The 26,042-nt window shown below is 64.3% G+C and carries 23 protein-coding genes, 1 tRNA gene and 1 pseudogene; 19 read left to right on the top strand and 6 right to left on the bottom strand.

From position 1 onward, the window contains the following. The first annotated feature begins 37 nt into the window (after nucleotides 1-37). From NMQ03_RS08725 to pyk, 10 genes are all read left to right on the top strand, one after another. On the top strand, nucleotides 38-1,600 hold the full coding sequence (locus NMQ03_RS08725) for an anthranilate synthase component I (protein ID WP_255175223.1): 1,563 nt from the start codon (nucleotides 38-40) through the stop codon (nucleotides 1,598-1,600). Then, nucleotides 1,600-2,253, top strand: coding sequence for a Trp biosynthesis-associated membrane protein (locus NMQ03_RS08730; RefSeq protein WP_255175224.1), 654 nt, complete (start codon nucleotides 1,600-1,602; stop codon nucleotides 2,251-2,253). Before NMQ03_RS08725 ends, NMQ03_RS08730 begins: the two co-directional genes overlap by 1 nt. Nucleotides 2,254-2,358: 105 nt before the next feature. Further along, nucleotides 2,359-2,646 carry an HGxxPAAW family protein gene (locus tag NMQ03_RS08735; protein ID WP_141160741.1) on the top strand — a complete coding sequence of 96 codons (288 nt, stop codon included), beginning with the start codon at nucleotides 2,359-2,361 and terminating at the stop codon, nucleotides 2,644-2,646. Further along, nucleotides 2,646-3,467, top strand: coding sequence for an indole-3-glycerol phosphate synthase TrpC (gene trpC / locus NMQ03_RS08740; RefSeq protein ID WP_255175225.1), 822 nt, complete (start codon nucleotides 2,646-2,648; stop codon nucleotides 3,465-3,467). The genes NMQ03_RS08735 and trpC overlap by 1 nt, the downstream gene beginning before the upstream one ends. 121 nt (nucleotides 3,468-3,588) lie before the next feature. Then, nucleotides 3,589-4,908: a tryptophan synthase subunit beta gene (gene trpB / locus NMQ03_RS08745; RefSeq protein ID WP_255175226.1), complete on the top strand. Its 1,320-nt coding sequence runs from the start codon at nucleotides 3,589-3,591 to the stop codon at nucleotides 4,906-4,908. Beyond that, nucleotides 4,905-5,753 (top strand): tryptophan synthase subunit alpha, encoded by an 849-nt coding sequence (gene trpA / locus NMQ03_RS08750; RefSeq protein ID WP_255175227.1) that lies wholly within the window; start codon nucleotides 4,905-4,907, stop codon nucleotides 5,751-5,753. The genes trpB and trpA overlap by 4 nt, the downstream gene beginning before the upstream one ends. 2 nt (nucleotides 5,754-5,755) lie before the next feature. After that, complete coding sequence (lgt, locus tag NMQ03_RS08755) at nucleotides 5,756-6,919, top strand: prolipoprotein diacylglyceryl transferase (protein WP_255175228.1); 1,164 nt, start codon at nucleotides 5,756-5,758, stop codon at nucleotides 6,917-6,919. Nucleotides 6,920-7,180: 261 nt separating this feature from the next. Next, on the top strand, nucleotides 7,181-11,794 hold the full coding sequence (gltB, locus tag NMQ03_RS08760; protein WP_255175229.1) for a glutamate synthase large subunit: 4,614 nt from the start codon (nucleotides 7,181-7,183) through the stop codon (nucleotides 11,792-11,794). Next, nucleotides 11,787-13,244 carry a glutamate synthase subunit beta gene (locus NMQ03_RS08765; RefSeq protein WP_159632128.1) on the top strand — a complete coding sequence of 486 codons (1,458 nt, stop codon included), beginning with the start codon at nucleotides 11,787-11,789 and terminating at the stop codon, nucleotides 13,242-13,244. Before gltB ends, NMQ03_RS08765 begins: the two co-directional genes overlap by 8 nt. A 77-nt stretch (nucleotides 13,245-13,321) precedes the next feature. Beyond that, the gene (gene pyk / locus NMQ03_RS08770; protein WP_255175230.1) at nucleotides 13,322-14,830 is read left to right on the top strand and encodes a pyruvate kinase; all 1,509 of its coding nucleotides are present in this window, start codon (nucleotides 13,322-13,324) and stop codon (nucleotides 14,828-14,830) included. Nucleotides 14,831-14,952: 122 nt separating this feature from the next. Here the strand turns inward: pyk and NMQ03_RS08775 are convergent, their stop codons facing one another. After that, complete coding sequence (locus NMQ03_RS08775; RefSeq protein ID WP_009358190.1) at nucleotides 14,953-15,558, bottom strand: ANTAR domain-containing response regulator; 606 nt, start codon at nucleotides 15,556-15,558, stop codon at nucleotides 14,953-14,955. 201 nt (nucleotides 15,559-15,759) lie between these two features. On the opposite strand from NMQ03_RS08775, the gene NMQ03_RS08780 reads away from it, so the two are divergent. From NMQ03_RS08780 to NMQ03_RS08795, 4 genes are all read left to right on the top strand, one after another. Continuing rightward, nucleotides 15,760-15,841 (top strand) — tRNA-Leu (locus tag NMQ03_RS08780). Between the two features lie 87 nt (nucleotides 15,842-15,928). Continuing rightward, nucleotides 15,929-17,059 carry a site-specific integrase gene (locus NMQ03_RS08785; RefSeq protein ID WP_255175231.1) on the top strand — a complete coding sequence of 377 codons (1,131 nt, stop codon included), beginning with the start codon at nucleotides 15,929-15,931 and terminating at the stop codon, nucleotides 17,057-17,059. 41 nt (nucleotides 17,060-17,100) lie between these two features. Next, nucleotides 17,101-17,409 (top strand): hypothetical protein, encoded by a 309-nt coding sequence (locus NMQ03_RS08790; protein ID WP_255175232.1) that lies wholly within the window; start codon nucleotides 17,101-17,103, stop codon nucleotides 17,407-17,409. Nucleotides 17,410-17,562: 153 nt separating this feature from the next. Continuing rightward, a complete protein-coding gene (locus NMQ03_RS08795) occupies nucleotides 17,563-18,285 on the top strand; it encodes an HNH endonuclease family protein (protein ID WP_255175569.1) in 723 nt (240 codons plus the stop codon). Between the two features lie 497 nt (nucleotides 18,286-18,782). Here the strand turns inward: NMQ03_RS08795 and NMQ03_RS08800 are convergent, their stop codons facing one another. The 3 genes from NMQ03_RS08800 to NMQ03_RS08810 all read right to left on the bottom strand — a co-directional run bounded on the left by NMQ03_RS08800 (nucleotide 18,783) and on the right by NMQ03_RS08810 (nucleotide 20,147). Beyond that, nucleotides 18,783-19,187 carry a hypothetical protein gene (locus NMQ03_RS08800; protein ID WP_255175233.1) on the bottom strand — a complete coding sequence of 135 codons (405 nt, stop codon included), beginning with the start codon at nucleotides 19,185-19,187 and terminating at the stop codon, nucleotides 18,783-18,785. A 604-nt stretch (nucleotides 19,188-19,791) separates the two neighbouring features. Next, nucleotides 19,792-19,953 carry a hypothetical protein gene (locus NMQ03_RS08805; RefSeq protein WP_255175234.1) on the bottom strand — a complete coding sequence of 54 codons (162 nt, stop codon included), beginning with the start codon at nucleotides 19,951-19,953 and terminating at the stop codon, nucleotides 19,792-19,794. Nucleotides 19,954-19,955: 2 nt separating this feature from the next. Further along, nucleotides 19,956-20,147 carry a hypothetical protein gene (locus NMQ03_RS08810; protein ID WP_255175723.1) on the bottom strand — a complete coding sequence of 64 codons (192 nt, stop codon included), beginning with the start codon at nucleotides 20,145-20,147 and terminating at the stop codon, nucleotides 19,956-19,958. 71 nt (nucleotides 20,148-20,218) lie between these two features. On the opposite strand from NMQ03_RS08810, the pseudogene NMQ03_RS08815 reads away from it, so the two are divergent. After that, nucleotides 20,219-20,567 (top strand): annotated as a pseudogene (locus tag NMQ03_RS08815) (ribonucleotide-diphosphate reductase subunit alpha); the annotation flags it as partial. A 78-nt stretch (nucleotides 20,568-20,645) separates the two neighbouring features. Here NMQ03_RS08815 and NMQ03_RS08820 read toward each other — a convergent pair. Beyond that, complete coding sequence (locus tag NMQ03_RS08820) at nucleotides 20,646-21,023, bottom strand: hypothetical protein (RefSeq protein WP_255175235.1); 378 nt, start codon at nucleotides 21,021-21,023, stop codon at nucleotides 20,646-20,648. 124 nt (nucleotides 21,024-21,147) lie between these two features. On the opposite strand from NMQ03_RS08820, the gene NMQ03_RS08825 reads away from it, so the two are divergent. Next, nucleotides 21,148-21,408: a hypothetical protein gene (locus NMQ03_RS08825; RefSeq protein ID WP_255175236.1), complete on the top strand. Its 261-nt coding sequence runs from the start codon at nucleotides 21,148-21,150 to the stop codon at nucleotides 21,406-21,408. A gap of 103 nt (nucleotides 21,409-21,511) precedes the next feature. Next, entirely contained in the window at nucleotides 21,512-22,321 is an 810-nt protein-coding gene (locus tag NMQ03_RS08830) for a hypothetical protein (RefSeq protein ID WP_255175237.1), read from the top strand. A gap of 375 nt (nucleotides 22,322-22,696) precedes the next feature. On the opposite strand, the gene NMQ03_RS08835 is transcribed toward NMQ03_RS08830, so the two are convergent. Then, nucleotides 22,697-23,326, bottom strand: coding sequence for a GIY-YIG nuclease family protein (locus NMQ03_RS08835; RefSeq protein ID WP_255175238.1), 630 nt, complete (start codon nucleotides 23,324-23,326; stop codon nucleotides 22,697-22,699). Between the two features lie 809 nt (nucleotides 23,327-24,135). On the opposite strand from NMQ03_RS08835, the gene NMQ03_RS21145 reads away from it, so the two are divergent. Further along, nucleotides 24,136-24,633: an HNH endonuclease gene (locus tag NMQ03_RS21145; RefSeq protein ID WP_369693212.1), complete on the top strand. Its 498-nt coding sequence runs from the start codon at nucleotides 24,136-24,138 to the stop codon at nucleotides 24,631-24,633. A gap of 773 nt (nucleotides 24,634-25,406) precedes the next feature. Then, nucleotides 25,407-25,790, top strand: a complete 384-nt coding sequence (locus tag NMQ03_RS08840) for a hypothetical protein (RefSeq protein ID WP_255175239.1) — start codon at nucleotides 25,407-25,409, stop codon at nucleotides 25,788-25,790. The last annotated feature ends 252 nt before the right edge of the window (nucleotides 25,791-26,042 follow it).

Raw genomic sequence — 26,042 nt, forward strand, 5'->3', positions numbered from 1 at the left:
CCGGCCCTTTTTGAAGAACAGGCGGACAAGCACAGCCATGCAGGACCTCGGAACCATCAGCCCAAGCCTTGAGGAGTTCCGGGAACTCGCCGGCCACAGCCGCGTCATTCCCGTCCGGCTCAAGGTCCTCGCCGACGCCGAAACCCCCATCGGCCTGTACCGGAAGCTGGCCCAGGGGCAGCCCGGCACCTTCCTCATGGAATCGGCCGCCGTAGGCGGAGCCTGGTCACGCTACTCCTTCATCGGTGCCAAATCCCGCGCCACGCTGACCACCAAGGACGGCCAGGCGCACTGGCTGGGCGAGCCGCCCGCCGGGGTGCCGGTCAGCGGCAGTCCGGTGGAAGCCATCCGCGACACCATCGATGCCCTGCGCACTGACCGGTTCGAGGGGCTGCCGCCGTTCACCTCCGGCCTGGTGGGCTTCCTCGGCTGGGAAACCGTCCGGCACTGGGAGCGGCTGGTCAGTCCGCCGGAGGACGATCTGCACCTGCCCGAGATGGCCCTGAACCTGGTCACGGACATGGCGGTGCACGACAACGTTGACGGTACGGTCCTGCTGATCGCCAATGCCATCAACTTCGACAACAGCTCCGAGCGCGTCGATGAGGCCTGGCACGACGCCGTGGCCCGGGTCAAGGAACTCCTGGCCAGGATCAGCGCCCCCGTGGTGCAGCCCGTGTCCGTGCTGGCACCTGCTGCCCTGGACTTCGCCTCGAGCGTCCAGGAACGCTGGGACGAAGCCGAATACCTGGCAGCCCTTGACCGCGGCAAGGAAGCCATCGTCGACGGCGAAGTCTTCCAGGTGGTGATCTCGCGCCGCTTCGAGATGGAGTGCAAGGCGTCCGCCCTTGACGTCTACCGCGTGCTCCGCAACACCAACCCCAGCCCCTACATGTACATTTTCAGCCTCGAAGACGCCGAGGGCCGCGAATACTCCATCGTCGGGTCCTCCCCGGAAGCGCTGGTGACGGTCACGGGCGAGGAAGTCATCACCCACCCCATCGCCGGCTCCCGCCCCCGCGGCAAGACGGTCGAAGCGGACAAGGCCCTGGCCGAGGAACTGCTGGCGGACCAGAAGGAACGCGCCGAGCACCTGATGCTGGTGGACCTGTCCCGCAACGACCTCTCCAAGGTCTGCGTTGCCGGCACGGTGGATGTCACCCAGTTCATGGAGGTGGAGCGCTTCAGCCACATCATGCACCTGGTATCCACCGTGGTGGGGCAGCTCGCTCCGCAGGCCAAGGCTTACGACGTCCTGAAGGCCACGTTCCCGGCCGGCACGCTCTCCGGAGCCCCCAAGCCCAGGGCGCTGCGCCTGCTCGATGAGCTGGAACCGCACCGCCGCGGCATCTACGGCGGCGTGGTGGGCTACCTCGACTTCGCCGGGGACATGGACATGGCCATCGCCATCAGGTCGGCGCTGATCCGGGAAGGGCGCGCCTACGTCCAGGCCGGCGGCGGCATCGTGGCGGACTCGGTGAACCCCACCGAGGCCATAGAAACCGTCAACAAGGCCGCCGCCCCGCTGCGCGCAGTCCACACCGCCGGATCGCTGCACAACATTTCCGCGGAATCCCTGCCCGGCGGGACGGACTCCTGATGCCGGATTCCGGAGTAACTGCGGGCAAGGCCGGCAAAGCAGGCAAGGCGCGGAAGAACCGCGGCACGCCGGTGTGGGCACGCAAGTCGACGCTGGTGATGCTGATCGCCCTCCTCGCGCTGGCCGCCTTCGGCACCACCACCCAGACCTGGATGACTGCCACCCTGGACCCCAATCAGGTCGGCCAGGCTGCCGCCACCCAAAGTGCCATCCAGGTGCAGGGCAGCAAGGCCGCCACCACCGTCACGGCCCTGGCCCTAGTGGCCCTTGCCGGGGGACTGGCAGCTGCCATCGCCGGCAGGATCGCACGGTGGGTCATCACCGCCATCATCGTCCTGGCCTCAGCCGGTGTGGTCACCGCCGCGGCAACGGTCCTGGCCGACCCGCTCTCGGCCGCGCAGGGAACCATTGCAGGCGCCACCGGGATCTCCGGCAGCCAGGCGCATGTGGAGCTCACCCCCTTTCCGGTACTCGCCGTCGTCGCCGGCTGCCTGTTGGCGCTGGCAGCCCTCCTGATCCTGCCGGCGTCCCGTTACTGGAAGACGCGCACCAAATATGACGCGCCCGGCGCCGCGGGAACCGCTGCAGCGGCGGGACCGGTGGACGAGATTGACAGCTGGGACCGGCTTTCCCGCGGCGAGGACCCAACGTAAGGCCTGTGGCCGCCACCGCCGGCACGGGCGTCGGGCCCGGCGGTACGCGGTCGGCGGCCAAAAAATGGCAGAATGTAAGCAGTATCCACCCTGAGGAGATTTTCCATGAGCAAAGCACCTGCGTCCGTTTCCAAGTCCGGCACCCGCCAGGTCGCCCCGGGCGCCATTGACCACAGCCAGGAACTGGGCCACGGCAACAGCCCGGCAGCATGGACCTGCGTCATCGTCATGCTCGTCGGCGCGCTCATCGCAGCCATCGCCTTCGTTATCGCCAGCACCCCCATCTTCATTGGCGGCGCCGTTGTCATGGTCATCGGCCTGATCCTCGGTTACGTCATGCGCAAAGCAGGCTACGGCGTCGAAGGCAGCAAGCTGAAGAACTCCGGCCACTGATGGCGACTGTTCTCGACGACATCAACGCCGGTGTCAGGGAGGATATGGAGGCCAGGAAGCGGCTCGTTTCCCTGGCTGAGCTGAAGGACCTGGCCCAGGCAGCGACACCCGCCCGCGACGCGTGGGCGGCCCTCGGCGGAACCTCCCCAACCCGGGAACAGCTGAAAGTCATCGCCGAAATCAAGCGCCGCAGCCCCTCCAAGGGCGATCTCGCCAGCATCGGAGATCCGGCGTCGCTCGCCCGGCAGTACGCCGACGGCGGTGCCTCCGTCATCAGCGTCCTCACCGAACAGCGCCGCTTCAACGGGTCGCTGGCCGACCTCGACGCCGTGCGCGCCGCCGTCGACATCCCGCTGCTGCGCAAGGACTTCACGCTCGACGAGTACCAGATCTGGGAGGCCCGTGCCCACGGTGCCGACCTCATCCTGCTCATCGTGGCCGCGCTTTCGGACGCGCAGCTCACCGAGTTCAGCGCCCTCAGCCGCGAGCTCGGCATGAACGTGCTGGTGGAGACGCACACGGAGGAAGAAATCGAGCGGGCCATCGCGGCCAACGCCCGGATCATCGGCGTCAACGTGCGCAACCTGAAGACGCTCGACGTCGACCGTTCGGTTTTTGCCTCACTGGCAGGAATGATCCCCGCCGAGGCTGTCGTGGTTGCCGAATCAGGCGTCCGCGACGCGGACGACGTCACGCACTACGCCGCCAGCGGCGCCAACGCCATCCTGGTGGGCGAGGCCCTGGTAAGCCACGCCACGCCGCGGGAACGCATCGCCGAGTTCACTGCCGCCGGCGCCGCCGCCATCGCTGCCCGCAGCTAAGGCACGCCCCATCCTGCCTCCTGCTGGGCAGCAGTACGTTGCCCCGCAGGACAGGCACCCGTTCCGGCCCGGTACCGGAAATGCACACTTTTGACCACCAACTTCGAACAGGACAGGACTGATGGCTGAAGCATCCTCAGGAAACGCTGACAACACCACCGCGGAAGCATTCCTGCAGGGGGGATCCCTCCGCCACGCCCCGGGGCCGTACTTCGGCAACTACGGCGGCCGATGGATGCCCGAGTCCCTCATCGCCGCCCTGGACGAACTTGAAGAGACCTTCAACAAGGCCAAGGACGACCCCGACTTCCGGGCCCAGATCGCCGACCTGAACAAGAACTACTCCGGCCGCCCGTCCCTGCTGACGGAAGCCAAGCGGTTCTCCCAGCACGCCGGGGGAGTGCGGGTGTTCCTCAAGCGCGAGGACCTCAACCACACGGGCTCGCACAAGATCAACAACGTCCTGGGCCAGGCCCTGCTCGCCAAGCGCATGGGCAAGACCCGCATCATCGCCGAGACCGGCGCCGGCCAGCACGGCGTGGCCAGTGCCACCGCTGCCGCCCTCATGGGCCTGGAGTGCGTGGTGTACATGGGTGCCGAGGACTGCCGCCGCCAGGCGCTGAACGTTGCCCGCATGGAGCTGCTGGGGGCCAAGGTCATTCCCGTGACCAGCGGCTCCCAGACCCTCAAGGACGCCATCAACGATGCCCTCCGGGACTGGGTAGCCAACGTTTCCACCACCCACTACCTGCTGGGCACCGCCGCCGGAGCCCATCCGTTCCCCGCCATGGTCCGCTACTTCCACGAGGTCATCGGCGAGGAAGCCCGCGCCCAGATCCTCGAGCAGGAGGGCCGGCTCCCGGACGCTGTCTGCGCCTGCATTGGCGGCGGCTCCAACGCCATCGGCATCTTCCACGGGTTCCTGGATGATCCCACCGTGAAGATCTACGGGTTCGAGGCCGGCGGCGAAGGCGTGGAGACAGGCCGGCACGCCGCGACCATTACCCTGGGCAAGCCCGGGGTCCTCCATGGCGCACGGTCCTACCTGATGCAGGACGACGACGGGCAGACCATCGAGTCGCACTCGATCTCCGCCGGACTGGACTACCCCGGGGTCGGCCCGGAGCACTCCTACCTGGCCGACATCGGGCGGGTCAGCTACGAGCCCATCACCGACGGCGAAGCGATGGACGCCTTCCGGCTCCTGTGCCGCACCGAAGGCATCATCCCCGCCATCGAGTCCTCGCATGCGCTGGCCGGAGCCATCAAGGTGGGCCAGCGGCTTGCCGCCGAGGACGCCGCTTCCGCCGCCGAAAAGATCATCATCGTCAACCTTTCCGGACGCGGTGACAAGGACGTAGCCACCGCCGCCGAATGGTTTGACCTGTTGGACAAAAATTCCGCCGAATCGGAAATCGGCAAAGAGGGGGAGCAGCTGTGAGCAGCGCAGACATCGCCAACCAGGCAGAGACGGCCAGCAAGTCGGCAGCAGCGATCGACAGGGCCCGTTCCCAGGGGCGCTCGGCGCTCATCGGCTACCTTCCCGCCGGCTACCCCAGCGTGGAGGAAACCATCGCCGCAGGCATCGCCCTGGCGGAGAACGGAGCCGACCTGATCGAAATCGGCATCCCCTACTCCGATCCGGTCATGGACGGCCAGGTCATCCAGGCCGCCACCACCGAGGCCCTGGCCAAGGGCTTCCACGTCAGCCAGGTCTTCGACGTCGTCGCCGGCATCACCAGCAGGACCGACGCCGCCGTCCTGGTCATGACCTACTGGAACCCCGTGGTCCGCATGGGCGTGGATGAGTTCTCGCGCCGGCTCGCCGAAGCCGGTGGCGCCGGGCTCATCACCCCGGACCTCATTCCGGACGAGGCCGCCGAGTGGATGGCAGCCTCTGACAAGTACGGCCTGGACCGGGTGTTCCTGGTGGCACCGTCCTCCACGCCGGAGCGCATGCAGCGCACCGTGGACGCGAGCCGCGGCTTCGTCTACGCCGTGTCCATCATGGGCGTCACGGGCGCACGGACATCCGTCAGCACGGCCGCCAAGGATGTTGTGGCAGCCGCGCACGGTGCAGGCGCCGAACGCGTCTGCGTGGGCCTTGGCGTCTCCACCGCGGACCAGGTCCGCGAAATCGCAGCCTACGCCGAAGGCGTCATCGTGGGCACGGCACTGGTGGCCGCCCTCCGCGACGGGGGAGTGGACGCCGTCGGCGCCCTCACCAAGGACCTCGCCACCGGGCTGGCCCTGGAATCCGGCCTCAAGCAGGAAACCGGGGCGTAGCCGTGCAGCCGCTCCTTCAGGCAACCGCCCTGACACCCACGTTGGTGTCCGCCAGCATCCCCAGCCCGGACTGGTCCGGCTTCGACATCCCCCTCCCATGGGGCAGCCTGCGGATCCACGCCTACGCGTTGTGCATCCTGGTAAGCATCGTCGTAGGCCTTTGGCTGACGTCCGTCCGCTGGGCCAAGCGTGGTGCGCCTGAAGGCAGCGTCTGGGACATCGTCATCTGGGCCATCCCCTTTGGCATCATCGGGGGGCGGCTGTACCACGTGGTCTCATCACCGGACGCCTACTTCGGCCCCGGCTTTGACGGCACCGGAGACCTCTCCCTGATCCCGCAGATCCAACGGGGCGGGCTGGGAATCTGGGGCGCCGTCGTGCTCGGTGCGGTGGGTGCCTGGATCGGGTGCCGCCGCAGCGGCGTCAAGCTGAGCGCCTTCGTCGATACCGCAGCGCCGGGCCTGCTCTTGGCACAGGCCATTGGCCGGTGGGGCAACTACTTCAACCAGGAACTCTTCGGCGGCCCCACCACCCTGCCGTGGGGCCTGCAAATCGACGCGAACAACCCCAACTTTCCGGTAAGCATGCCCGCCGACACCCTCTTCCACCCCACGTTCCTCTACGAGTCGCTGTGGAACCTGGCCGTCGTCCTGATCCTGCTCGCCCTGGACCGGCGCTTCAACTTCCGCCGGAGCAGGCTCTTCTGGCTGTACGCCATGTACTACACGCTGGGCCGCGTCTGGATTGAAGCCATGCGCATCGACGATGCTGAGCAGATCAGCATCTTCGGCATCACCACCAGGCTCAATGTGTGGACCAGCATCTTCGTGTTCCTGGCAGCCCTGGCCGCCTTCATCCTGCTCGGCCTCAAGGGTACCGGACCCGGACACCGTGTACCTCGCGGCCGTGAACCGGACAAGGCCGTGACAACGGGACCACATGCCGGGACAGTCACAGAGGTCCGTGATCCGGACACTGTTGTCTCAGATAGTGATTCGCGTGGTAATCTCCCTGATAACCACAGCGGTTCCAGGCATGCTTCCGACCCCACGGAAGAAGCCGCGGCGGCACCGGCCGGCCCAAAGCCCGGAGCGGATGCGACGGCTGCCGGACACTCCGGCAGCACAGCCACGGAACCCGCACCGGAGGCCGGCACCGGCAAGTAGGGCGCCGGCCAGGCAGGGCAGTAGAGCCACCGCTCGAAGAGCCCGAAACCACAACGTCGTGGCATGGGGCACCGTCCGTACAGCGTGAAGCTGCTGTCCGGTGTTGCCCCGGGCAGGGGCCTGCGTAACCGTTAGTTCAGCAGGCTGCGCTGACCTACAATTTCCAGTAATCAACACTTTGTTGTGCCCTTGCAACGGCGCCGACGAGTGGGGCCAACGGTGTCCCTTCCATACGCACGATCAGGAGGAAGGACGTCTCCCATGACCCAAACTCTTAACACTCCCAGCTGGTCCGAACCGGATCAGCCCGGGGCTGCCCTGTCGCCGTTCAAGCGCTTCGCCGCCATGCCGGAGGCCGCCGGGCTGTACAACCCGGAACAGGAAAAGGACGCGTGCGGCCTCGCCATCATCGCCACCCTTCGCGGCGAACCCGGGTACGACATCGTCGATGCCGCCCTCACCGCGCTGCGCAACCTTGAGCACCGCGGCGCCGTGGGCGCCGACGAGGGAACCGGTGACGGCGCGGGCCTGCTCATGCAGATCCCCGACGAGTTCTTCCGGGCCGTCACCGAGTTCGAGCTGCCGGCCCCAGGCCAGTACGTTGCCGGCACCGCGTTCCTTCCTGCCGAGCAGCGGGAGGCCGACGCCGCCAAGGCAGGCATCGAGGGACTGGCCGCCGACGAGGGCCTGAAGGTCCTCGGATGGCGCGAAGTGCCGGTAGTCGCCGACCTCGTGGGCGCCATGGCCCGGGCCTGCATGCCTTACTTCTCCCAGCCCTTCCTCGCATCCGCCAACGGTGAGGAACTCGACCGCAACGAACTGGACTCCCGCGCCTGGCGGATCCGCAAGCGCGCCCAGAACAAGTTCGGCGTGTACTTCCCGTCGCTGTCCTCGCGCACCATCGTCTACAAGGGCATGCTGACCACCGCCCAGCTGGAGCCGTTCTACCCGGACCTGTCAGACAAGCGCTTCAAGACCAAGCTCGCGATCGTCCACTCGCGCTTCTCCACCAACACCTTCCCGTCCTGGCCACTCGCGCAGCCGTTCCGGACCATCGCCCACAACGGTGAAATCAACACCGTCAAGGGCAACCGGAACTGGATGCGCGCACGCCAGTCCCAGCTTGCCAACCCGCTGCTGGGTGACTCGCCGGAAGAGCTGTACCCCATCTGTACCCCCGGCGCCTCCGACTCGGCCTCCTTTGACGAGGTAGCGGAGCTCCTGTGGCTGTCCGGCCGCCCCATCACGCACTCGATCATGATGATGATCCCTGAGGCCTGGGAAAACCACGCCACCATGGATCCGGCCCGCCGCGCCTTCTACGAGTACCACTCGCTGCTGATGGAACCCTGGGACGGCCCCGCCGCCGTCTCCTTCACCGACGGCAACCTGGTGGGCGCCACCCTGGACCGCAACGGACTGCGTCCCGGCCGCTTCTGGATCACCGAGGACGGGCTGATCGTCTTCGCCTCCGAGGTGGGCGTGATCGACGTCGAACCCTCCAAGGTGGTCAAGAAGGGCCGTGTGTCCCCGGGCAAGATGTTCCTGGTGGACACCGAGGCTTACCGCATCATCGACGACGAAGAGGTCAAGGCCGAAGTGGCCGCGGCCAACCCGTGGGCCGAGTGGGTCAAGGACAACCTGATCGATCTCAACGACCTGCCCGAGCGCGAGCACGTGGTGCACACCGCCGCGTCCGTCAACATCCGCCAGCGCACCTTCGGCTACACCACCGAGGAACTGAAGATCCTGCTGGGCCCCATGGCCCGCACCGGCGCCGAGCCCCTGGGTGCCATGGGTTCCGATACCCCGGTGGCTGTGCTGTCCAAGCGCCCGCGCCTGCTCTTCGACTACTTTGTGCAGTCCTTCGCGCAGGTCACCAACCCGCCGCTGGACGCCATCCGTGAAGAACTGGTCACCTCGCTGACCTGCGCCATCGGACCCAACGGCAACCTCCTGGACACCAAGCAGGTCCGCCAGCCGCAGGTCCAGCTGCCCTTCCCGGTGATCAACAACGACCAGCTCGCCAAGATCGCCAACATCGAGGACGCCGACGGCAACCGCGTGGCCATGAAGGTCCGCGGCCTGTACCGCCCTGAGGGCGGCGAGAACGCGCTCCGGGCCCGCCTCACCGAAATCTGCGAGCAGGTCTCCGGTGCGATCAACCGCGGTGTCCAGTACATCGTGCTGTCCGACCGTGACTCCAACGCCCAGTGGGCGCCCATCCCGTCGCTGCTGCTGGTCAGCGCCGTGCACCACCACCTGCTGCGCAGCGCCAACCGCACCAAGACCGCCCTGGTGGTCGAGGCCGGCGACGTCCGCGAAACCCACCACGTTGCAGTCCTGATCGGCTATGGCGCCTCCGCCGTCAACCCGTACCTGGCCATGGAATCCGTGGAGCAGCTCATTGCGGCCGGCGACGTCACCGGGGTGACCCCGCAGGACGGCGTCTACAACCTCATCAAGGGCCTGGGCAAGGGCGTCCTGAAGATCATGTCCAAGATGGGCATCTCCACGGTGGCCTCCTACACCGGCGCCCAGACCTTCGAGGCGCTGGGCCTGGGCCAGGAACTGGTGGACGAGTTCTTCGCCGGCACGCACTCCCAGCTGGGCGGCGTGGGCCTGGACGTCATCGCTGCCGAGGTCTCCGCCCGCCACCAGATGGCCTACCCGGAGGGCGGCATCGAACAGCCGCACCGTCCGCTTTTGGGCGGCGGCGAGTACCAGTGGCGCCGCGACGGCGAGCCGCACCTGTTCAACCCGGAGACCGTCTTCCGGCTGCAGCACGCCACGCGTGAGCGCCGCTACGACATCTTCAAGGCGTACACCAGGGGAGTGGACGACCAGTCCACCAACCTCATGACCCTCCGCGGCCTGCTCAAGTTCAAGAATGAGCGCCCGTCCGTTCCCCTTGAGGAAGTGGAGCCCGTCTCCAGCATCGTCAAGCGGTTCTCCACCGGGGCGATGAGCTACGGCTCCATCTCCCAGGAGGCCCACGAGACGCTGGCCATCGCCATGAACCAGCTGGGCGGCAAGTCCAATACCGGCGAAGGCGGCGAGGATGTGGACCGCCTGCTCGACCCGAAGCGCCGCTCCGCGGTCAAGCAGATCGCGTCCGGCCGCTTCGGCGTGACTAGCCTCTACCTGACCAACGCCGACGACATCCAGATCAAGATGGCGCAGGGTGCCAAGCCCGGTGAAGGCGGCCAGCTGATGGCGCAGAAGGTCTACCCGTGGGTTGCCCGCACGCGGCACTCGACCCCCGGCGTCGGGCTGATCTCCCCGCCCCCGCACCACGACATCTACTCGATCGAGGACCTGGCGCAGCTCATCTACGATGCCAAGCGTGCCAACCCCTCGGCCCGTGTCCACGTGAAGCTCGTCTCCGAAGTGGGGATCGGCACCGTGGCGTCCGGCGTGACCAAGGCGAAGGCCGACGTCGTCCTTGTCTCCGGACATGACGGCGGCACCGGCGCCTCGCCGCTGAACTCGCTCAAGCATGCCGGTGTTCCCTGGGAGCTTGGCCTGGCCGAGACCCAGCAGACGCTCATGCTCAACGGCCTGCGCGACCGCGTGGTGGTGCAGGTGGACGGCCAGCTCAAGACCGGCCGCGACGTTGTCATCGCTGCCCTGCTGGGCGGCGAGGAGTTCGGTTTCGCCACTGCCCCGCTGGTGGTGGAAGGCTGCATCATGATGCGCGTCTGCCACCTGGACACCTGCCCGGTGGGCGTCGCCACGCAGAACCCCGAGCTGCGGGCCCGCTTCAGCGGCAAGCCGGAGTTCGTGGTCAACTTCTTCGAGTTCCTTGCCGAGGAAGTCCGCGAAATCCTGGCCGAGCTTGGGTTCCGGAGCCTCGAGGAGGCGATCGGCCACGCCGAGGTCCTGGACACCCGCGACGCGGTGGACCACTGGAAGGCCGACGGCCTGGACCTGGACCCGATCCTGCACGGCCTGGAGTTCGACGACGACGCCCCGCTGCGGAACATGACCGGCCAGAACCACGAGCTGGACAAGCACTTTGACCAGCGCCTGATCACCATGGCCACCGAGGCGCTGACCGACCGCAGCCCGGTGAAGATCACCGTGGACGTCATCAACACCGACCGTTCGGTGGGCACCATGCTGGGCCACGTGGTCACCAAGACCTTTGGTACCGATGTCCTGGCCACGGACACCATCGACGTCACGCTGAACGGCACCGCGGGCCAGTCCCTGGGCGCCTTCCTGCCCGCGGGCATCACGCTGCGGCTGTACGGCGACTCGAACGACTACGTGGGCAAGGGCCTGTCCGGCGGCCGGATCATCGTCCGCCCGGACCGGACCAACGTGTTCAAGGCGGAGACCAACGTCATCGCCGGCAACGTTATCGGCTACGGCGCCACCAGTGGTGAGATGTTCCTGCGCGGCCAGGTGGGCGAACGCTTCCTGGTCCGCAACTCCGGTGCCACCGCCGTCGTCGAAGGCATCGGTGACCACGGCTGTGAGTACATGACCGGCGGCCAGACGCTGATCATCGGGCGCACGGGCCGCAACTTCGGCGCGGGCATGTCCGGCGGTACCGCCTACGTCCTGGACCTGCGGACCACCCGCGTCAACAAGCAGGCGCTGGAGTCCGGCGAACTGCAGTTGCGCGAGCTGGACTCCGAGGACCGCGACATCGTCCACGGCCTGCTGGTAAAGCACGTGGAAGAAACTGACTCCCAGCTGGCGGCACGCCTCCTCGAGAACTTCGATGACACCGCCGCCCGCATCACCAAGGTGCTGCCGCGCGACTACGCGGCTGTGCTGCAAACCCGTCTCGACGCCATCGAAGAGGGCCTTGACCCCGACGGCGAAGAAGTATGGTCTCGAATCCTGGAGGTTACCGGTGGCTGATCCACGCGGATTTCTGAAAGTACGCCAGCGTGAAACCCAGCCACGCCGCCCCGTTCCCGTCCGCATCATGGACTGGAAAGAGGTCTACGAGGCGCAGGAAAAGGGCACGCTGAAAGCCCAGGCCGGACGCTGCATGGACTGCGGTGTCCCGTTCTGCCACCAGGGTTGCCCGCTGGGCAACCTCATCCCCGAGTGGAACGACCTCATGTGGCGGGACAAGGGCGATGAAGCAATCGAGCGTCTGCACGCCACGAACAACTTCCCTGAGTTCACCGGCCGGCTCTGCCCGGCGCCCTGCGAGGCGTCCTGCGTGCTGGGGATCAACCAGCCCGCCGTCACCATCAAGCAGGTGGAAGTTTCGATCATCGATGAGGCCTGGGACAACGGCTGGGTCAATCCGCTGCCGCCAGCGCGCCTCACCGGCAAGACTGTTGCGGTGGTCGGCTCCGGCCCCGCCGGCCTGGCCGTCGCCCAGCAGCTCACCCGCGTGGGCCACACCGTTGCCGTCTATGAGCGGGACGACAAGATCGGCGGCCTGCTGCGGTACGGCATCCCCGACTTCAAGATGGAAAAAGAGCAGGTGGACCGCCGCGTCGAGCAGATGAAGGCGGAAGGCACCCGCTTCCGGACCGGCGTGTCCGTGGGCACCGACGTTACCTGGGAGCAGCTGCGCAGGCGCTATGACGCCGTCGTGGTGTGCACGGGTGCCACCGTTCCGCGTGACCTGCCCATCCCGGGCCGCGACCTGGACGGCGTCCACTTCGCGATGGACTACCTGGTGCCGGCGAACCGCGCGGTGGCCGGGGAAACCATTGAGAACCAGATCAACGCCCACGGCAAGCATGTGGTGATCCTGGGCGGCGGCGATACCGGTGCCGACTGCCTGGGCACCGCGCACCGGCACGGCGCCGCGTCCGTCACTACCCTGGCGATCGGCAAGCAGCCGCCGGCTGAGCGTGCCAGCCACCAGCCGTGGCCGACGTTCCCCACCCTCTTCGAGATGGCCAGCGCACATGAGGAAGGCGGCGAACGCACCTACCTCGCCTCCACCGTCGAGTTCGTTGGCGAAAACGGCAAGCTCACCGGGGTGAAGGTGGCCGAGACGGAGTTCGTCGATGGCAAGCGGCTCCCGAAGGCCGGCACCGAGCGGATTATTCCCGCGGACCTGGTGTTCCTGTCCCTCGGCTTCACGGGCGCCGAACCCGCCGGGATCACCGAACAGGTGCACGCCGAATTCGACGGCCGCGGCAACGTGGCGCGCGATGGCTACTACATGACCAACACCGAGGGCGTCTTCGTTGCCGGTGACGCCGGGCGCGGGCAGTCCCTGATTGTGTGGGCCATTGCCGAGGGCCGCGCCGCCGCAGCCGCGGTGGACAAGTACCTGATGGGAAGCACCATCCTTCCTGCACCCGTCGCGCCGACGGACCGCGCCATCGCCGTCCTCTGACCGCTGTCCCGGGGGATGCATCGAGGGTTCACCTCGCAGACAACTTAACCAATGCAAGAGACCAATAGGGTAGGTATATGAGACGCGCAAAAATTGTGGCTACGTTTGGCCCGGCAATTGCCAGCTACGAAAACACCCTCGCGGTGCTGGAGGCCGGCGTTGACGTCGCCCGCATGAACATGAGCCACGGTGACTACACCGTGCATGACAACACCTACGAGAACGTCCGCAAGGCCGCGTCCGACCTGAGCAAGGCAGTGGCCATCATGGCCGACCTGCAGGGTCCCAAGATCCGCCTGGGCCGTTTCGTTGACGGTCCGCACGCCCTCGCTGTTGGCGACATCTTCACCATCACCACCGAGGATGTTCCCGGCACCAAGGACATCTGCTCCACCACGCTGAAGAGCCTCACCGAGGACGTCAACGTGGGCGACGCCCTGCTGATCGACGACGGCAAGGTGGCACTTCGCGCCATCGAGGTCGACGACGTCAAGGTGGTCGCCGAGGTAACCGTCGGTGGCATGGTGTCCAACAACAAGGGCATCAACCTCCCCGGCGTGGCAGTCAACGTCCCCGCGCTGAGTGAAAAAGACGAGGATGACCTCCGCTGGGCCATCCGCCGCGGCGTGGACCTGGTGGCGCTCTCGTTTGTCCGCGACGCCTCGGACATTACCCGCGTGCACGAGATCATGGACGAGGAAGGCCGCCGCGTGCCGGTCATCGCCAAGATCGAGAAGCCGCAGGCCGTGGAGCAGCTGCCCGAGATCATCGACGCGTTCGATGCCATCATGGTGGCCCGTGGCGACCTCGGCGTGGAACTGCCGCTGGAGGAAGTGCCGATCGTCCAGAAGCGCGCCGTCGAACTGGCACGCCGCTGGGCCAAGCCGGTGATCGTGGCCACCCAGGTCCTGGAATCCATGATCGACAACCCGCGCCCCACCCGTGCAGAGGCGTCCGACTGCGCCAACGCTGTCCTGGACGGTGCCGACGCTGTCATGCTGTCCGGCGAGACCAGCGTGGGCAAGTACCCCATCGAGACGGTCAAGACAATGGCCCGGATCATCGAGTCCACCGAAGTGCACGGCCTGGAGCGCGTTCCCCCGCTGGGGACCAAGCCCAAGACCCGTGGTGGCGCCATCACGCGTGCCGCCGTCGAAATCGCCGACCAGCTGGATGCGAAGTACATCTGTACCTTCACCCAGTCCGGCGACTCCGCCCGGCGCCTCTCCCGCCTGCGGCCCATCAAGGCCGTGTTCGCCTTCACCCCGGTGGAGCACGTGTGGAACCAGCTGGCACTGACCTGGGGCATCCAGCCGGTGCTGGTCCCCATGGTGGGGCACACCGATGAGATGACGTCTCAGGTTGACCGCAGCCTGCTGGAAATGGACCTGGTGGACGACGGCGACCTGGTGGTCATTGCCGCCGGTTCCCCTCCCGGAAAAGCCGGCTCCACGAACATGCTGAAGGTCCACAAGGTGGGCGACCTCGCCGATGCCGGCAGCCAGGGCGGCGAGCCCGGCAGCAACCGCGAGAAGCTCGGCCCCTGGCCGGAGAAGAAGAAGAAGAACCAGGCCGCACAGGGCTAGGCTTCAACGAAAAGGACCCCTGCCGGCTGGCAGGGGTCCTTTTCGTTGTGTTGGCTTTTTGGTGACCGTTTGCGGCTTGTGGCCGGGCCGTCGTCGTAATCCCGCCGGGCCCGGCCGGGGCGTCAGTTGACCTGGTTGATGATGGTTTCGGCGACCTCGCGCATGCTGAGGCGGCGGTCCATGGAGGTCTTCTGGATCCAGCGGAAGGCTTCCGGTTCCGTCAGGCCCATCTTGGTGGTCAGCAGGCTCTTGGCGCGTTCGACGAGCTTGCGGGTGGCGAACTGCTCCTGGAGGTCGGACACTTCGCTTTCGAGGGCCTTGATTTCCTCGTGGCGGGAGAGTGCGATCTCCAGGGCCGGGATCAGGTCAGCAGGCGTGAACGGCTTGACCACGTAGGCCATGGCGCCGGCGTCGCGGGCACGCTCCACCAGTTCCTTCTGGCTGAAGGCGGTCAGCAGCACCACGGGGGCGATGCGGGCCTTGACGATCTTCTCAGCCGCCGAGATGCCATCCATCACGGGCATCTTCACGTCCATCAGGACCAGGTCCGGCTTCAGTTCTTCGGCGAGCTGGACGGCCTTCTCGCCGTTGTCCGCCTCGCCCACGACGTCGTAGCCTTCGCCGCGCAGGATCTCGATGATGTCGAGGCGGATGAGGGTTTCATCCTCTGCCACAATGACGCGGCGCGCCGGCTGGGACGTGGGCTTGGACTCCGTCTGTTCAGTCACGGGATCTCCTTGAAAAGGTACGGCGGGACATCACTATCTTAGGTGCCACCGCGGCTGTACTTGGCTTGCAGGGGTTCGTTTGCGGCGACGGCGGCGCGATTCTGGAATTCAGCCTATCTGCATGTAGAGTAATTCCGCGTACGTGAAGCGATCGCGTTGCTCACAGTCAGCTGTGGGCGTACTTCGTTCCATGTAATCCGCGCCCGAGTGGCGGAATTGGCAGACGCGCCGCACTCAAAATGCGGTATCGAAAGGTGTGTGGGTTCGAGTCCCACCTCGGGCACAGTGTTTCCGCAGGTCAAGGGCCTGTTGAAGAAATGTGCGTGTACAAAATCCGCCAAAGTGTGTACACGAGCGTACCGTTTTGTTTGTGGCCAGCATCAGTACTCGCACCAAAAAGGACGGTTCGAAGTCCTACATGGTTCGCTGGCGGGACAAGAAGACCAAGACCGCCCAGGGCCTTACAGTAGCCAGTCTTACCGAGGCGGAAACCCTTAAGCGGCTGTTGGACGCCAACGGACAGTCATTTGAGATTGCTCAGCACGCCATCCTGAGCAATGAGAAACGTCCGCCCACTGTGGCGGACGTCATCCAGGAACACATCGATCTGCTGGTCCGCCCATCGAGCGGAACGGTCAAGACATACCAGACCATGCTGGACCTCCATATCCGGCCAGTCATCGGTCACGTTCCCGTGGACAAACTCGACTACCGCGTCATCGCGCACTGGGTGAAGTCGATGATGGCCAAGGGCAAGGCACCCAAGACGATCCACAACATCCATGGTCTGATCTCGGCTTCGATGAACACGGCCGAGATGCTCGGCTACATCAGCCGCAATCCCTGCCGGGGCGTGCAGCTGCCGAACATTGAAAAGGCTGAAGATGAGGCCATGTTCCTGACCCATGCCGAATACAGGCTCATCATGGAGGGGATGGGGGAGCGGTACAAGGCCTTCACGGACTTCCTGGTCATGACCGGCACCCGCTTTGGTGAAGCGACCGCATTGACGGTGGCGGACGTGGACCTGCTGTCCAAACCGCCGACTGCGCGTATCAACAAGGCATGGAAGCGGGATGGGCAGAACCAGTTCTACGTTGGCGCGACCAAGACCGGAGCTGGCAAGAGGACTATCGGGTTGAACCCTGCGCTGGTGGAGCTGTTGATCCCGCTCGTGGCAAGCAGGCCAGGAAAAGATCTGGTGTTCACGACACCTACGGGCGGCCGGATCGTTCATAAGCTCTACTGGGCGGACTACTGGGTGCCTGCCGTTCGCACGGCACAGGCAAATGGCCTGACCAAAAGCCCACGGATCCACGACCTACGCCACACGCACGCGTCCTGGCTGATCCAGGACGGCGTGCCCTTGTTCACCATCTCGCGCCGGCTCGGGCACGCGTCTACAAGGACTACTGAACAGGTATATGGGCACTTGATGCCGGAGGCACTCCAGGCCGGTGCTGACGCTACTGAGCGCTCGATTACGGCCTTCCAGAGGTGACCGGGCGGCCTAAGGTCATGTCGGAGGGTCTTCCTGCTGGCATGAACATGGAAACAGGTCCCATTCTGTCGGAGGTTTCCGTGGATATCGAGTTTTTTGAACCGGCCGAAGCTGCTGCTCTCATGCGCTGCACCGAGTCATGGCTTCGGGACGGCGCAACCAGCGGACGCTTCCCCCACGCGTGCTGGGGCAAAGGAAAGATCATCTTCACCTCCGAGCACATCCTCGAAATTGCGAAACTCAGTGAGATACTTCCCGGCAGCACTGGTTCGCTTTCTGCCAGTCTGCCCGTGTCAAAGGAACGGTTGATCGGTACCCGCTCTAAAGTCAGGCTGGCTACGGCCAACTGAATATGCGTGATTGTTTCCTGCCCAGGATGTACGCAGCGCTCCAGAGCGGATGCTCCAGGATGGTAATGGGCGCAGGGTGTGTGGCAGGCGCCACGGTGATGGTTACCCGTGGCAGGCGTAGGTCGAAGTTAGCGTGGAACGACCCAGATGACTATGAAGACCACCTGCCCGCCGGTCAAAGTTCTGACCGCCGCCACCGCCTTGATGCTGGCTGCGTCATTAGTAGGTTGTGACGCCACAGCCCACGCCTTCGAAGCGGTCGGTTCTGCTCCATGCATCCCCGGTCGACCGACGGCAGATCCGGAAGCTACCGGGGACGCGGCCAGTGCGCTCGTCCAACTGGAGACCATCCCGGTGAAAGGCCGGGCTCCAAAGACAGGCTATACCCGCGATGAGTTCGGGCCTGCCTGGGCGGACGTTGACCACAACGGTTGCGATACCCGCAATGACATTCTTGCCCGGGACCTCATCGACAAAACCTTCAAAGCTGGCACCAACAACTGTGTAGTTGCCAGCGGCACCCTAGCCGACGAATACACCTGCACAACGATCACCTTCGTCCGCGGCCAGGACACGAGCTCGAAGGTCCAGATTGACCATGTCGTACCGCTGAGTGATGCGTGGCAGAAGGGTGCGCAGCAGCTCAGCGGCGAGCGCCGTGAGGAGCTCGCCAACGACCCGCTGAACCTCATGGCTGCGGATGGACCGACCAATGCGGCCAAGGGCGACAGTGACGCAGCGACGTGGCTGCCGCCGAACAAAGCTTTCAGGTGCGAGTATGTCGCCCGCCAAACTTCCGTCAAGGCCAAGTACAGTCTTTGGGTCACCCAGGCGGAGCATGATTCGATTGCCGGCATCCTCGAGGGCTGTAAATAGAGGACGTACGTCCATCTCTAGCCAGCCTGTTTCGTCGGCTCCCGACCGACCGGGGGCTGCCACTACAGATATTGGCGGCCAACGATGTGTGATGAACCGACACCTAAGCTCCGCTCCGTGAGCCGGTGGCTGGCGCGAATGGACGCCGCCGGCGAGGTGGACTGGGACGGGGTCGCTTGGATCGATGACGTCCTCGGGCCCGACGCCAGGGAGTGGACCTACACCAATCGACAGGCGCGGTGCTGCTGCAGAAGCCGGACCCGGACCAGGAGCTGACCGAGGAGCGTGTGCGGTGGACGACCTAGCCCGATCCGGCCAGGTACTTCTGATGCCCTCCCTCGACCTGTGGGCTGACGGCCAGCTATACCGCGACGCGCACAACGCCGACGTGGCCGCCAAATGGAAAGGCCGGCTGGACTCAGGGCCAAGCTGTGGGCCTTCACCGAGGAGACCTACGCCAGCGGGCTCGCCTTCTAGGATGCGGCAGCGGGGTCCGGTCAGCGCGGTGCTGGCCGGACCCTTTTGTGTGCCTGGTGAGCAAGCTCGACCTGCCGGGACCAGAAGGCCAGCTCCGGCATTGCCGGGTCGTAGAGGCCCCTTTCCCGGGCAAGTGTGAAGGAACCCTTTCCGGGGTTGTTGTCGCTTTTCAGCTTCACTGAGGACGTCAGCATATGCTTGTTCCCCTCCTCCCAGTCCAGGTCGTGGATCATCACCAGCAGGCGGCTGATGTCCGCACGACCGCGGTCCGTGGACAGGTCAAAGGCCGGCAGGCCGGTGGCCTCGGAAAGGTCAGCGTTGACCTTGCCGTACTCAATCAGGTCGCCGTTACGGGCGACACCCCACGGGATGCGCCGGCCCTCTGCCGCCAGTTCGTTCCACTCCGATGCGTTGCGCTCAGCCATACCGACCCCTCGCGATTTTCTCGAAGCCTATCAGCGGGCCGGAGGAGAGCATGGGTTTCATCAATGGCTGGCCCGTCCCTCTTCCCAATGGCTGCTCAGCGGGTCATCATCGGAACAAGCAGGGGCGCCGGCGTGAAATGAGGGGTGGGATGTTCAGGCTCATCATGCAACCCTGACCTGGGGACGTGGTCCGACTGCTGGCCGGTAGACCTGTGGTCGACGACGGTCTGCAGGCTGAGTGGTTGAGGCGAGGACGAGCGTTCCTGCAGGCGTTCAGGGACCTCGAATCCTCGAGTCCATATGCAGGTATGAAGATGCCTGATAAGCCGTGGGTGCGTTCGAACGTGAGCGGCCTTGATATCGAGGGCACCACTCCTGCTTCCATTAGGGAAAGTGCATACCGAGTAGAAGCGCGACGATGCATCTTGCGATCGCTGGCAGCCTGGTCAAAGGCCGGCGTGTTCGCCGTGGCACTCACGGGCCTTGCTACCTCAGCCACTTCGAGCTTATGGATGGGAGGAACGATCACGATCGCCGGCTTCGTAGCGGTCGGACTGGTGCACGCGTGGGGCCTGCGGATGAGCAGACGCGCTGTGCCGCTTCATCAGGGGCTTGAGCCGCTGGTGTGGGCTTTGTACTGCACGGCGGACCTGCCAACGATCTGGAGACTGCCGTCCACCGGCAGGCCCACCACTACGTACTCGGGTTGGTTGATGGGGCCGATGACTGCACCACACAGCACCTCCTTGACATCCCCGCGCTTCACCTTCAACCACGGTCGTTGATCCCGGTGCGGCCGTGGGGGCCGCCATCCAGGCTGGCTGTGGAATTCATCGTGCGCACCGGCGCCGGCGCAGCAGTGCGTTCCGGCTGCAGGACGTTTGCGTGTAGGTGCTCGATGTAGCCGTTTGTCTCAGACGTGGAGTTGTTGATGTAGGAGATTGAGCCGGTCGGAGGCACAGCCTGCAGGTTCTGGTTCTAGATGCCGTACTCCAGGACGGAGGCTTTCGGCTGCTCCCAGTCGGCGACGGTCTGCAGGTTACCCGATCGCTTCCAAGATCGAAGTCCGCAAGGAAGGCAAGCTCGGCCGCGTATACTGCCCGGCGCCGTACCTGACGGACGACAGCGAGGAGTACTACGCCGACACCTACGAGATCGGCTACGAGAAGATCATTGACACGTACGCCGCCGCGACCGGGCACCTGGACTAGGGCCTCTCACTGATGCTGTTCTCCAAGGACACAGCCACCCACCCGCGACATCAACAAGGCCCGGTCTACGCCTGGAAGAAGGGCATCAAGACGATCTACTACATCCGCCTCCGCCAGCTTGCACTGGAAGGAACGGCAGGTCGACAGCTGCGTCTCCTGCACCTTGTGATGCAGTAGGCGTGCATGAGCAAGCGCCCCGGCAACCGAAAAGCTGCCGAGGCGCTTTGCTGTCCGCTAGGGATGCTGGTCAGTAGCTGAACATCTCCAGCCCTGGCCGTCCTTCGAATTCCGGATCTAGGGTTCCTGTACCCTTCAGGTCTGTGATCTCCTTGGCTTCCTGGACGGAGTACGCGAAGCCGATGCCCTCCTCCCGCGATTGCCATCCGAGCCGCTCCTGGTACTTGGCCACCACCTTGTTCGCAGGTTCGTCGAACGATTCGCCGCCGATCCATTGGCCGGCGTCGTCATAGAGGGCCGTGATGTAGACCCGCGGGAACTCGAATTTGGTGGTAATCCACTCCTCCAGGATGTGCCAGGTGAAGAAGGATGCCTTCGGTTCCACCTTGAGGATTTCATCGGACATCTCACGCAGAATCGGTGCGAGCTCGGCTGACGGTGCAGGCATGGGTTTCCTTCCGGTTGTTGATGCTGAAAACCCTAGCCTTCGGCGGTCCGGCTACGCGTGAAGAGCGGCAGTGGACATTCCGTACACATGGGGCCGGAACACTCCAACCGTCCGAAAGTACGCAATGACAGCACTGTTCGCGGTGGGCGCCGGCGGTGTTGCGGTCCTGGTTGTCTCCGTCCTCCTGGGCGCCCTGCTGGGATTCTTCGACAACGGTGACGGCCTCATCTCCAGCGCATCCATCGGCGCCGCACTGACCTTCTTCGGGCCGGCCTGGTGGCCACCGCGATTCGCCTGGCAGGCATGCCGCTTTGGTACATCAGCACCCACTCCACTCCGAGGTCTCGGGCGCGCGGGGATCGTCGAACCGCCGGACTGGGTATGAAGGCGTTGTCGCCGCGCTACACCACGGAGTGGAATGAGCTGCTGATCGTCAAGGCAGCGTGATCTGTGCCGATTCGCCTATACCGGGTTGTAGCGTTATTGCCATGGTCTATGCGCTGGATACAACCGAATCCGAAGAGGAAGTACAGGCTGGATTGTGGCTGATGCGGAAGGCCGGTGAGCGCATCGAAGCGCTGCTGGAGGAACCTGGCCTGAGGGACCCGGAACAGGGCAGCCGGATGGCTGCAGTGGATAAACTGACGCCTTACCAGCCCATGTCTAACCAACTGTCCATCTTTGACATGGTTGCAGTCGACAACCTGCGCGCATCGGTGAAGTACATCGAGAAGGCCAACGATGTGCCAATGACCGCGCTGTACTCGATGATTCGATCAGCAGTAGAAGCAACCTCTTATGGCCTCTGGCTGCTGCTAGCGGGGAAAGTCGATAAACAAGCCTTCCTGTCCCTGCGGATCTCCTACGAGAACAATGAGGATCTCGCCAACCTGGGCAAAGTGTTTGCACCGGAGCACGAATCCGGGGACGCCGTCCGCAAACGACTCCGGGAGCTTCAACAAGCCATCCCTGCCTACAGGAATCGTGATCTCTCAGCGCGCGCCACCACAACTGACGTCATATCGAATGCGGACAAGGCAGTACCCAAGAGGGACGGCTTTTCAGGGCTCCAGGTGTGGAAGTCTTGCAGCGGTCTGGCCCACGCCAACAGCGCGGTGATTCCTCACATCCTAGAGCGGAAGTTTGCCGGCGACGTGGAAAACGGCAAGATGTTCCGCCTCACCTCACGGATGACAATGTTAGGTGCCTTCTTGATCGCGGGCGTCGAGAACGTCGAGACGTTGCGGGCCCTGCACCAGCACGCCACGTCGGCACCTGCCTGGGCCAAGAAGGGCTGATGCCGCTGCTGCGGGCGGGACGGCAGCCCGTACTTACCAAGGGCTCTGCACTTTCTGAGTGATCTTCGCTATCTGGTAGCTGTCCGGGCGTAGCTGTCGTATGCCAGGGGTCCTTCACCGGAATGAACCCATACAGGGCATGAAAAAGACCTGCAGGTTGGAGGCAGAGGCGTTCTTCGGGTCGGCCGCGGACATTCCCGCTGCCGACGATTCGCTTGATCGGATGAACACATGGTTTTAGGGTGCGACTGGCGTGATGGGTCGGAAGGTCTTGGCAGATGCCCAAGCCAAGGCCGCGATCCACGAGCTCGAGGCGCGGTTCAAGGCCCGCCAGCCTAACCTTCATCGAAGCGGACACCACCGACGTGCTGGGCGTTAGCTCTCCCATGCCTTATCCCCCGAAGACTGGAAGATCCAACCCACAATCTCTCTCACTTCATTGGGATTGGAGTTGAACCACTCCGTGCCAGGTGCGTCCTCAATTTGCTGCCCCCGGTAAAAGAGGACCGCCTGCATAAGTCTTTCCAGCTTGAGCGGAGTGTCTGTTCTCCGTACGTACGCGACCACCGGTTCCTCCGGCATGACCGTTCGTTGCTGATCAGTGATGCGGATTGAAGCTCGGCTGAGTGATGTCATCCCAATCTTGATCGGCCATCTCACATCGCCTTTCAGGTCCGCCAGCTTTTTATATCCCGGGAAATAGTAGGCGTAAACGCTGCCACTGCCTTCTCCCTCCTCGATGGCATCCTCTGCGACGTCCAGCTCCTCCGAGTCGTCCTCTGGGTCCAGTCCGGTGGGAGCCTCGGCCAGGGGGTCGGGAGCCACGAGCCAGCGCCAGATCCCAGGGACGCCTGTGGACTCAATAGCGCCGTCCCGAGCCATATTGGAGAGAGCTCTTTTGGTGGCTGTAGTGAGATCGGCCTTGCCATCAACTCCACCGTTACCTCGGTGATACTCCTGGACCGCTGCGATCAACTCAGACCGTCGAAACAGGGGCTTGGGCATCACCGTTGGAGCGAGTCTTGCAATGACCTTCGGTGTTAACGGTAGGTCTGCGTAATGGTAGCTTTCGCCCTGTTCCAAATCGGTCATGTTCCGTGCCCCCTGCGATCGCTTCTGATGCGTTGATGCTACTGGGCTGTCAGACCTTTGTCCGCCAGTCGCTGAGAGTCTAGACGTAAAGGGGACATCACCTGATACATTCAGGGCAACCAAGCGGAGGGGGACCATGTGGCGCATCAGCGTATCTATAAGCCCTGCGAGCAGTCCGGTGAATCCTTCACCATGAAAGGCACGTCAAAAGCTTGCCCAGTTCTGCTCCGTCGCCTGCCGTAGTGCCGCCGGTCGCCGTGACGTCGTCTGCGAGCATTGCGGCACCACCTTCAACCTTAAGGCCAATCTGGCTATAGGTAAGCACTTCTGCAGCCGGGTCTGCATGTTCGCAGACTGGGGCTGCGCTGTCTGTTCGAAAATCAGACCTGAGGAGCGTCGCGCAGCAGATGACCCTAATTGCTCAGATCGGTGTACTCTAACCCTTCAGCTCGAGCAGCTGAAGGCGGAAACGGGGGAGTCGCTAGCGTCATGTGGAGTGTGCCGACGCATCCTGCCGGAGGAGCAGTTCACGCGAGAACGGAAGAACCGCAACGGACTCTCCAACGACTGCAAGGAAATGCAGCCGGAGATACTACGAGGAAGACAAGGGCGCCTACCAGCGCCGCCGCTACCAGTACCAGGCGGCGCCTGGCGGGATCATTGTCGACTTCACGCCGACCCAGAGAGAGGCGAGGTTCGCGATTTGGGGCGCGCACTGCTGGATGTGCGGGATCGCTGACGCGACCGAAGAGGACCACGTAAAGCCAATTTCGAAGGGTGGGTCCCATTGCCTGTCCAACCTCCGGCCCATTTGCAAGAGATGTAACACGACGAAACGGGGTGCTTGGCCGTTGCCCCCTGAGTCGATTTCTGCCAACTTCCGACACCCTTCGCCCCGTGAAGGCAGCGCCCGTGACGAAGTTACTGAGCGCCAGCCTCGCGTCTATTGGACCTGCCCCCAGTACCGGTGGACAGATCTGATCCGAGCCTGCGACGCCAGGAACCGCAAGCACTGCTCGCGTGAATGTTCGCGAGCGGCCCGCGCAGGTGGAACGGTCGACAGGATCTGTCAGAATTCGCTGTGCGCGAAGACCTATACATTGCCGGACCAGAAGTGGAAGCAAAACCGGAAGTTCTGCTCGATCGAGTGCGCTTGGCTGGCTCGTGACCGGTCGGCACATTGGAAGGGTGTCTCCGAAGGCCAGCTCACTCTCTTCTGAGGGAGGGGCAGGAAACCCGAGCTCAACCGGACTTCATGACTTCTCCGGAAGCTATTGAGCAGTCACGGGGATGATCTCACGTCAGTGGCAGTCAGCTGGGAATGGTTATCCTGCGAGAGCCAGCCGGTACCTCATAGGATTCTCCGATGAGGTACCGGCTGAGCGTCGCGGATAATTGGTTGATGGCGAAGCCCCCTGCCGCATGGTCGAGGCCACGACGGCGGTATGGCACGGAACATGCGTCATCGGTGAGCAACTGCCTGGCTTCCGGGTGATCCGCTCCAGCTGTCCGACACGCCAATAACGGCCGCTTGCCCTAGGGGCGGACTTGCGGGTACATCGGCACTTTCGGTCCGACACCAGACAGGCGGCCTGGGCACGACGTCCAAGAATCTGTTTGGGATCCTCGCCTGTCTGGCTGGCGAGGCCTGGGTGTTGCCGGCGGCTATCATCCGTTCACCTGTTTTGGTCGCTCCAGGTGGGCCAGTCGGCCGACTTCGCGGTAGGTGGCCCAGCAAGTAACCCCCTGTCGGGTGACCATTTCCAGAACCTTCAGCGTCTGGAGTTTGCTCTGCGTCTCAATGCCTTCGGCCACAACGGTTGCGTCGGGCCGGTGCGCGAACACCTCGGCGGGAAGACCTTCGGGATCAAGGACCGGTACATCTCGGTTGACGCCTTCGTCGCAGGTCTCTGACCGCAGGAACTACCTGAGCCTCAAGAGCGGAGCGCAGGTGCTGGTACGATCGCCAAACCGAACTACATGGGGGATATGAATGAGCAATCTGGGCGCCTACCAGGACGTGGTGACGATGATCAAGAAACTTGGCGGACCCCGTGTGGCCCTGCCCGTAGTTATGGCCACCAGCTATGCCGTCGGACGCGGACTTGAAGCGGGGGTCAAGAAGACCGTCAAGGAGATCAGGAAACGGAACGCCCACTGTGCCACCAAGGACCGAGTCTTCACGGTCGTAGGTGAAGGGCAGGCCGACGAGGGCCCGAGACTCCGGACAGGCGATAAGTACCGGGTTCTGGAATGCGACGGGGATGCCGTCCTCATTGAAGTGCTGGAGGATCCCAACAACCCGTACTTCGTGTCGGGTAAATTCCTTGCGACAATTTCGGACTTCCCGGCCGAAGTGCCGGGCCAGCACGAATAGGCGCAGGATCCCGGATCGCGATAAGCCGCATCGGCGATATTCTCATTTTCCGTCGGCACCAACGCGTGGGAGGCTTTGACGTTCTTCATAGACTGATAAGGGGTGGAATTATCCTCTTTGTTGTACTGCCTATGGGCGAGCAGGTTTCCACCGGGGGCCAGGCTGAAGTAGTAGCCAAAAACGAGTACCGATATCTCAACGCTCTTTGGAGCCGAGAACCACTTTGGATCAGCCGCCGTCGGTACAGTTTTT

The organism is Arthrobacter sp. DNA4, from assembly GCF_024362385.1.
GTDB lineage: Bacteria > Actinomycetota > Actinomycetes > Actinomycetales > Micrococcaceae > Arthrobacter.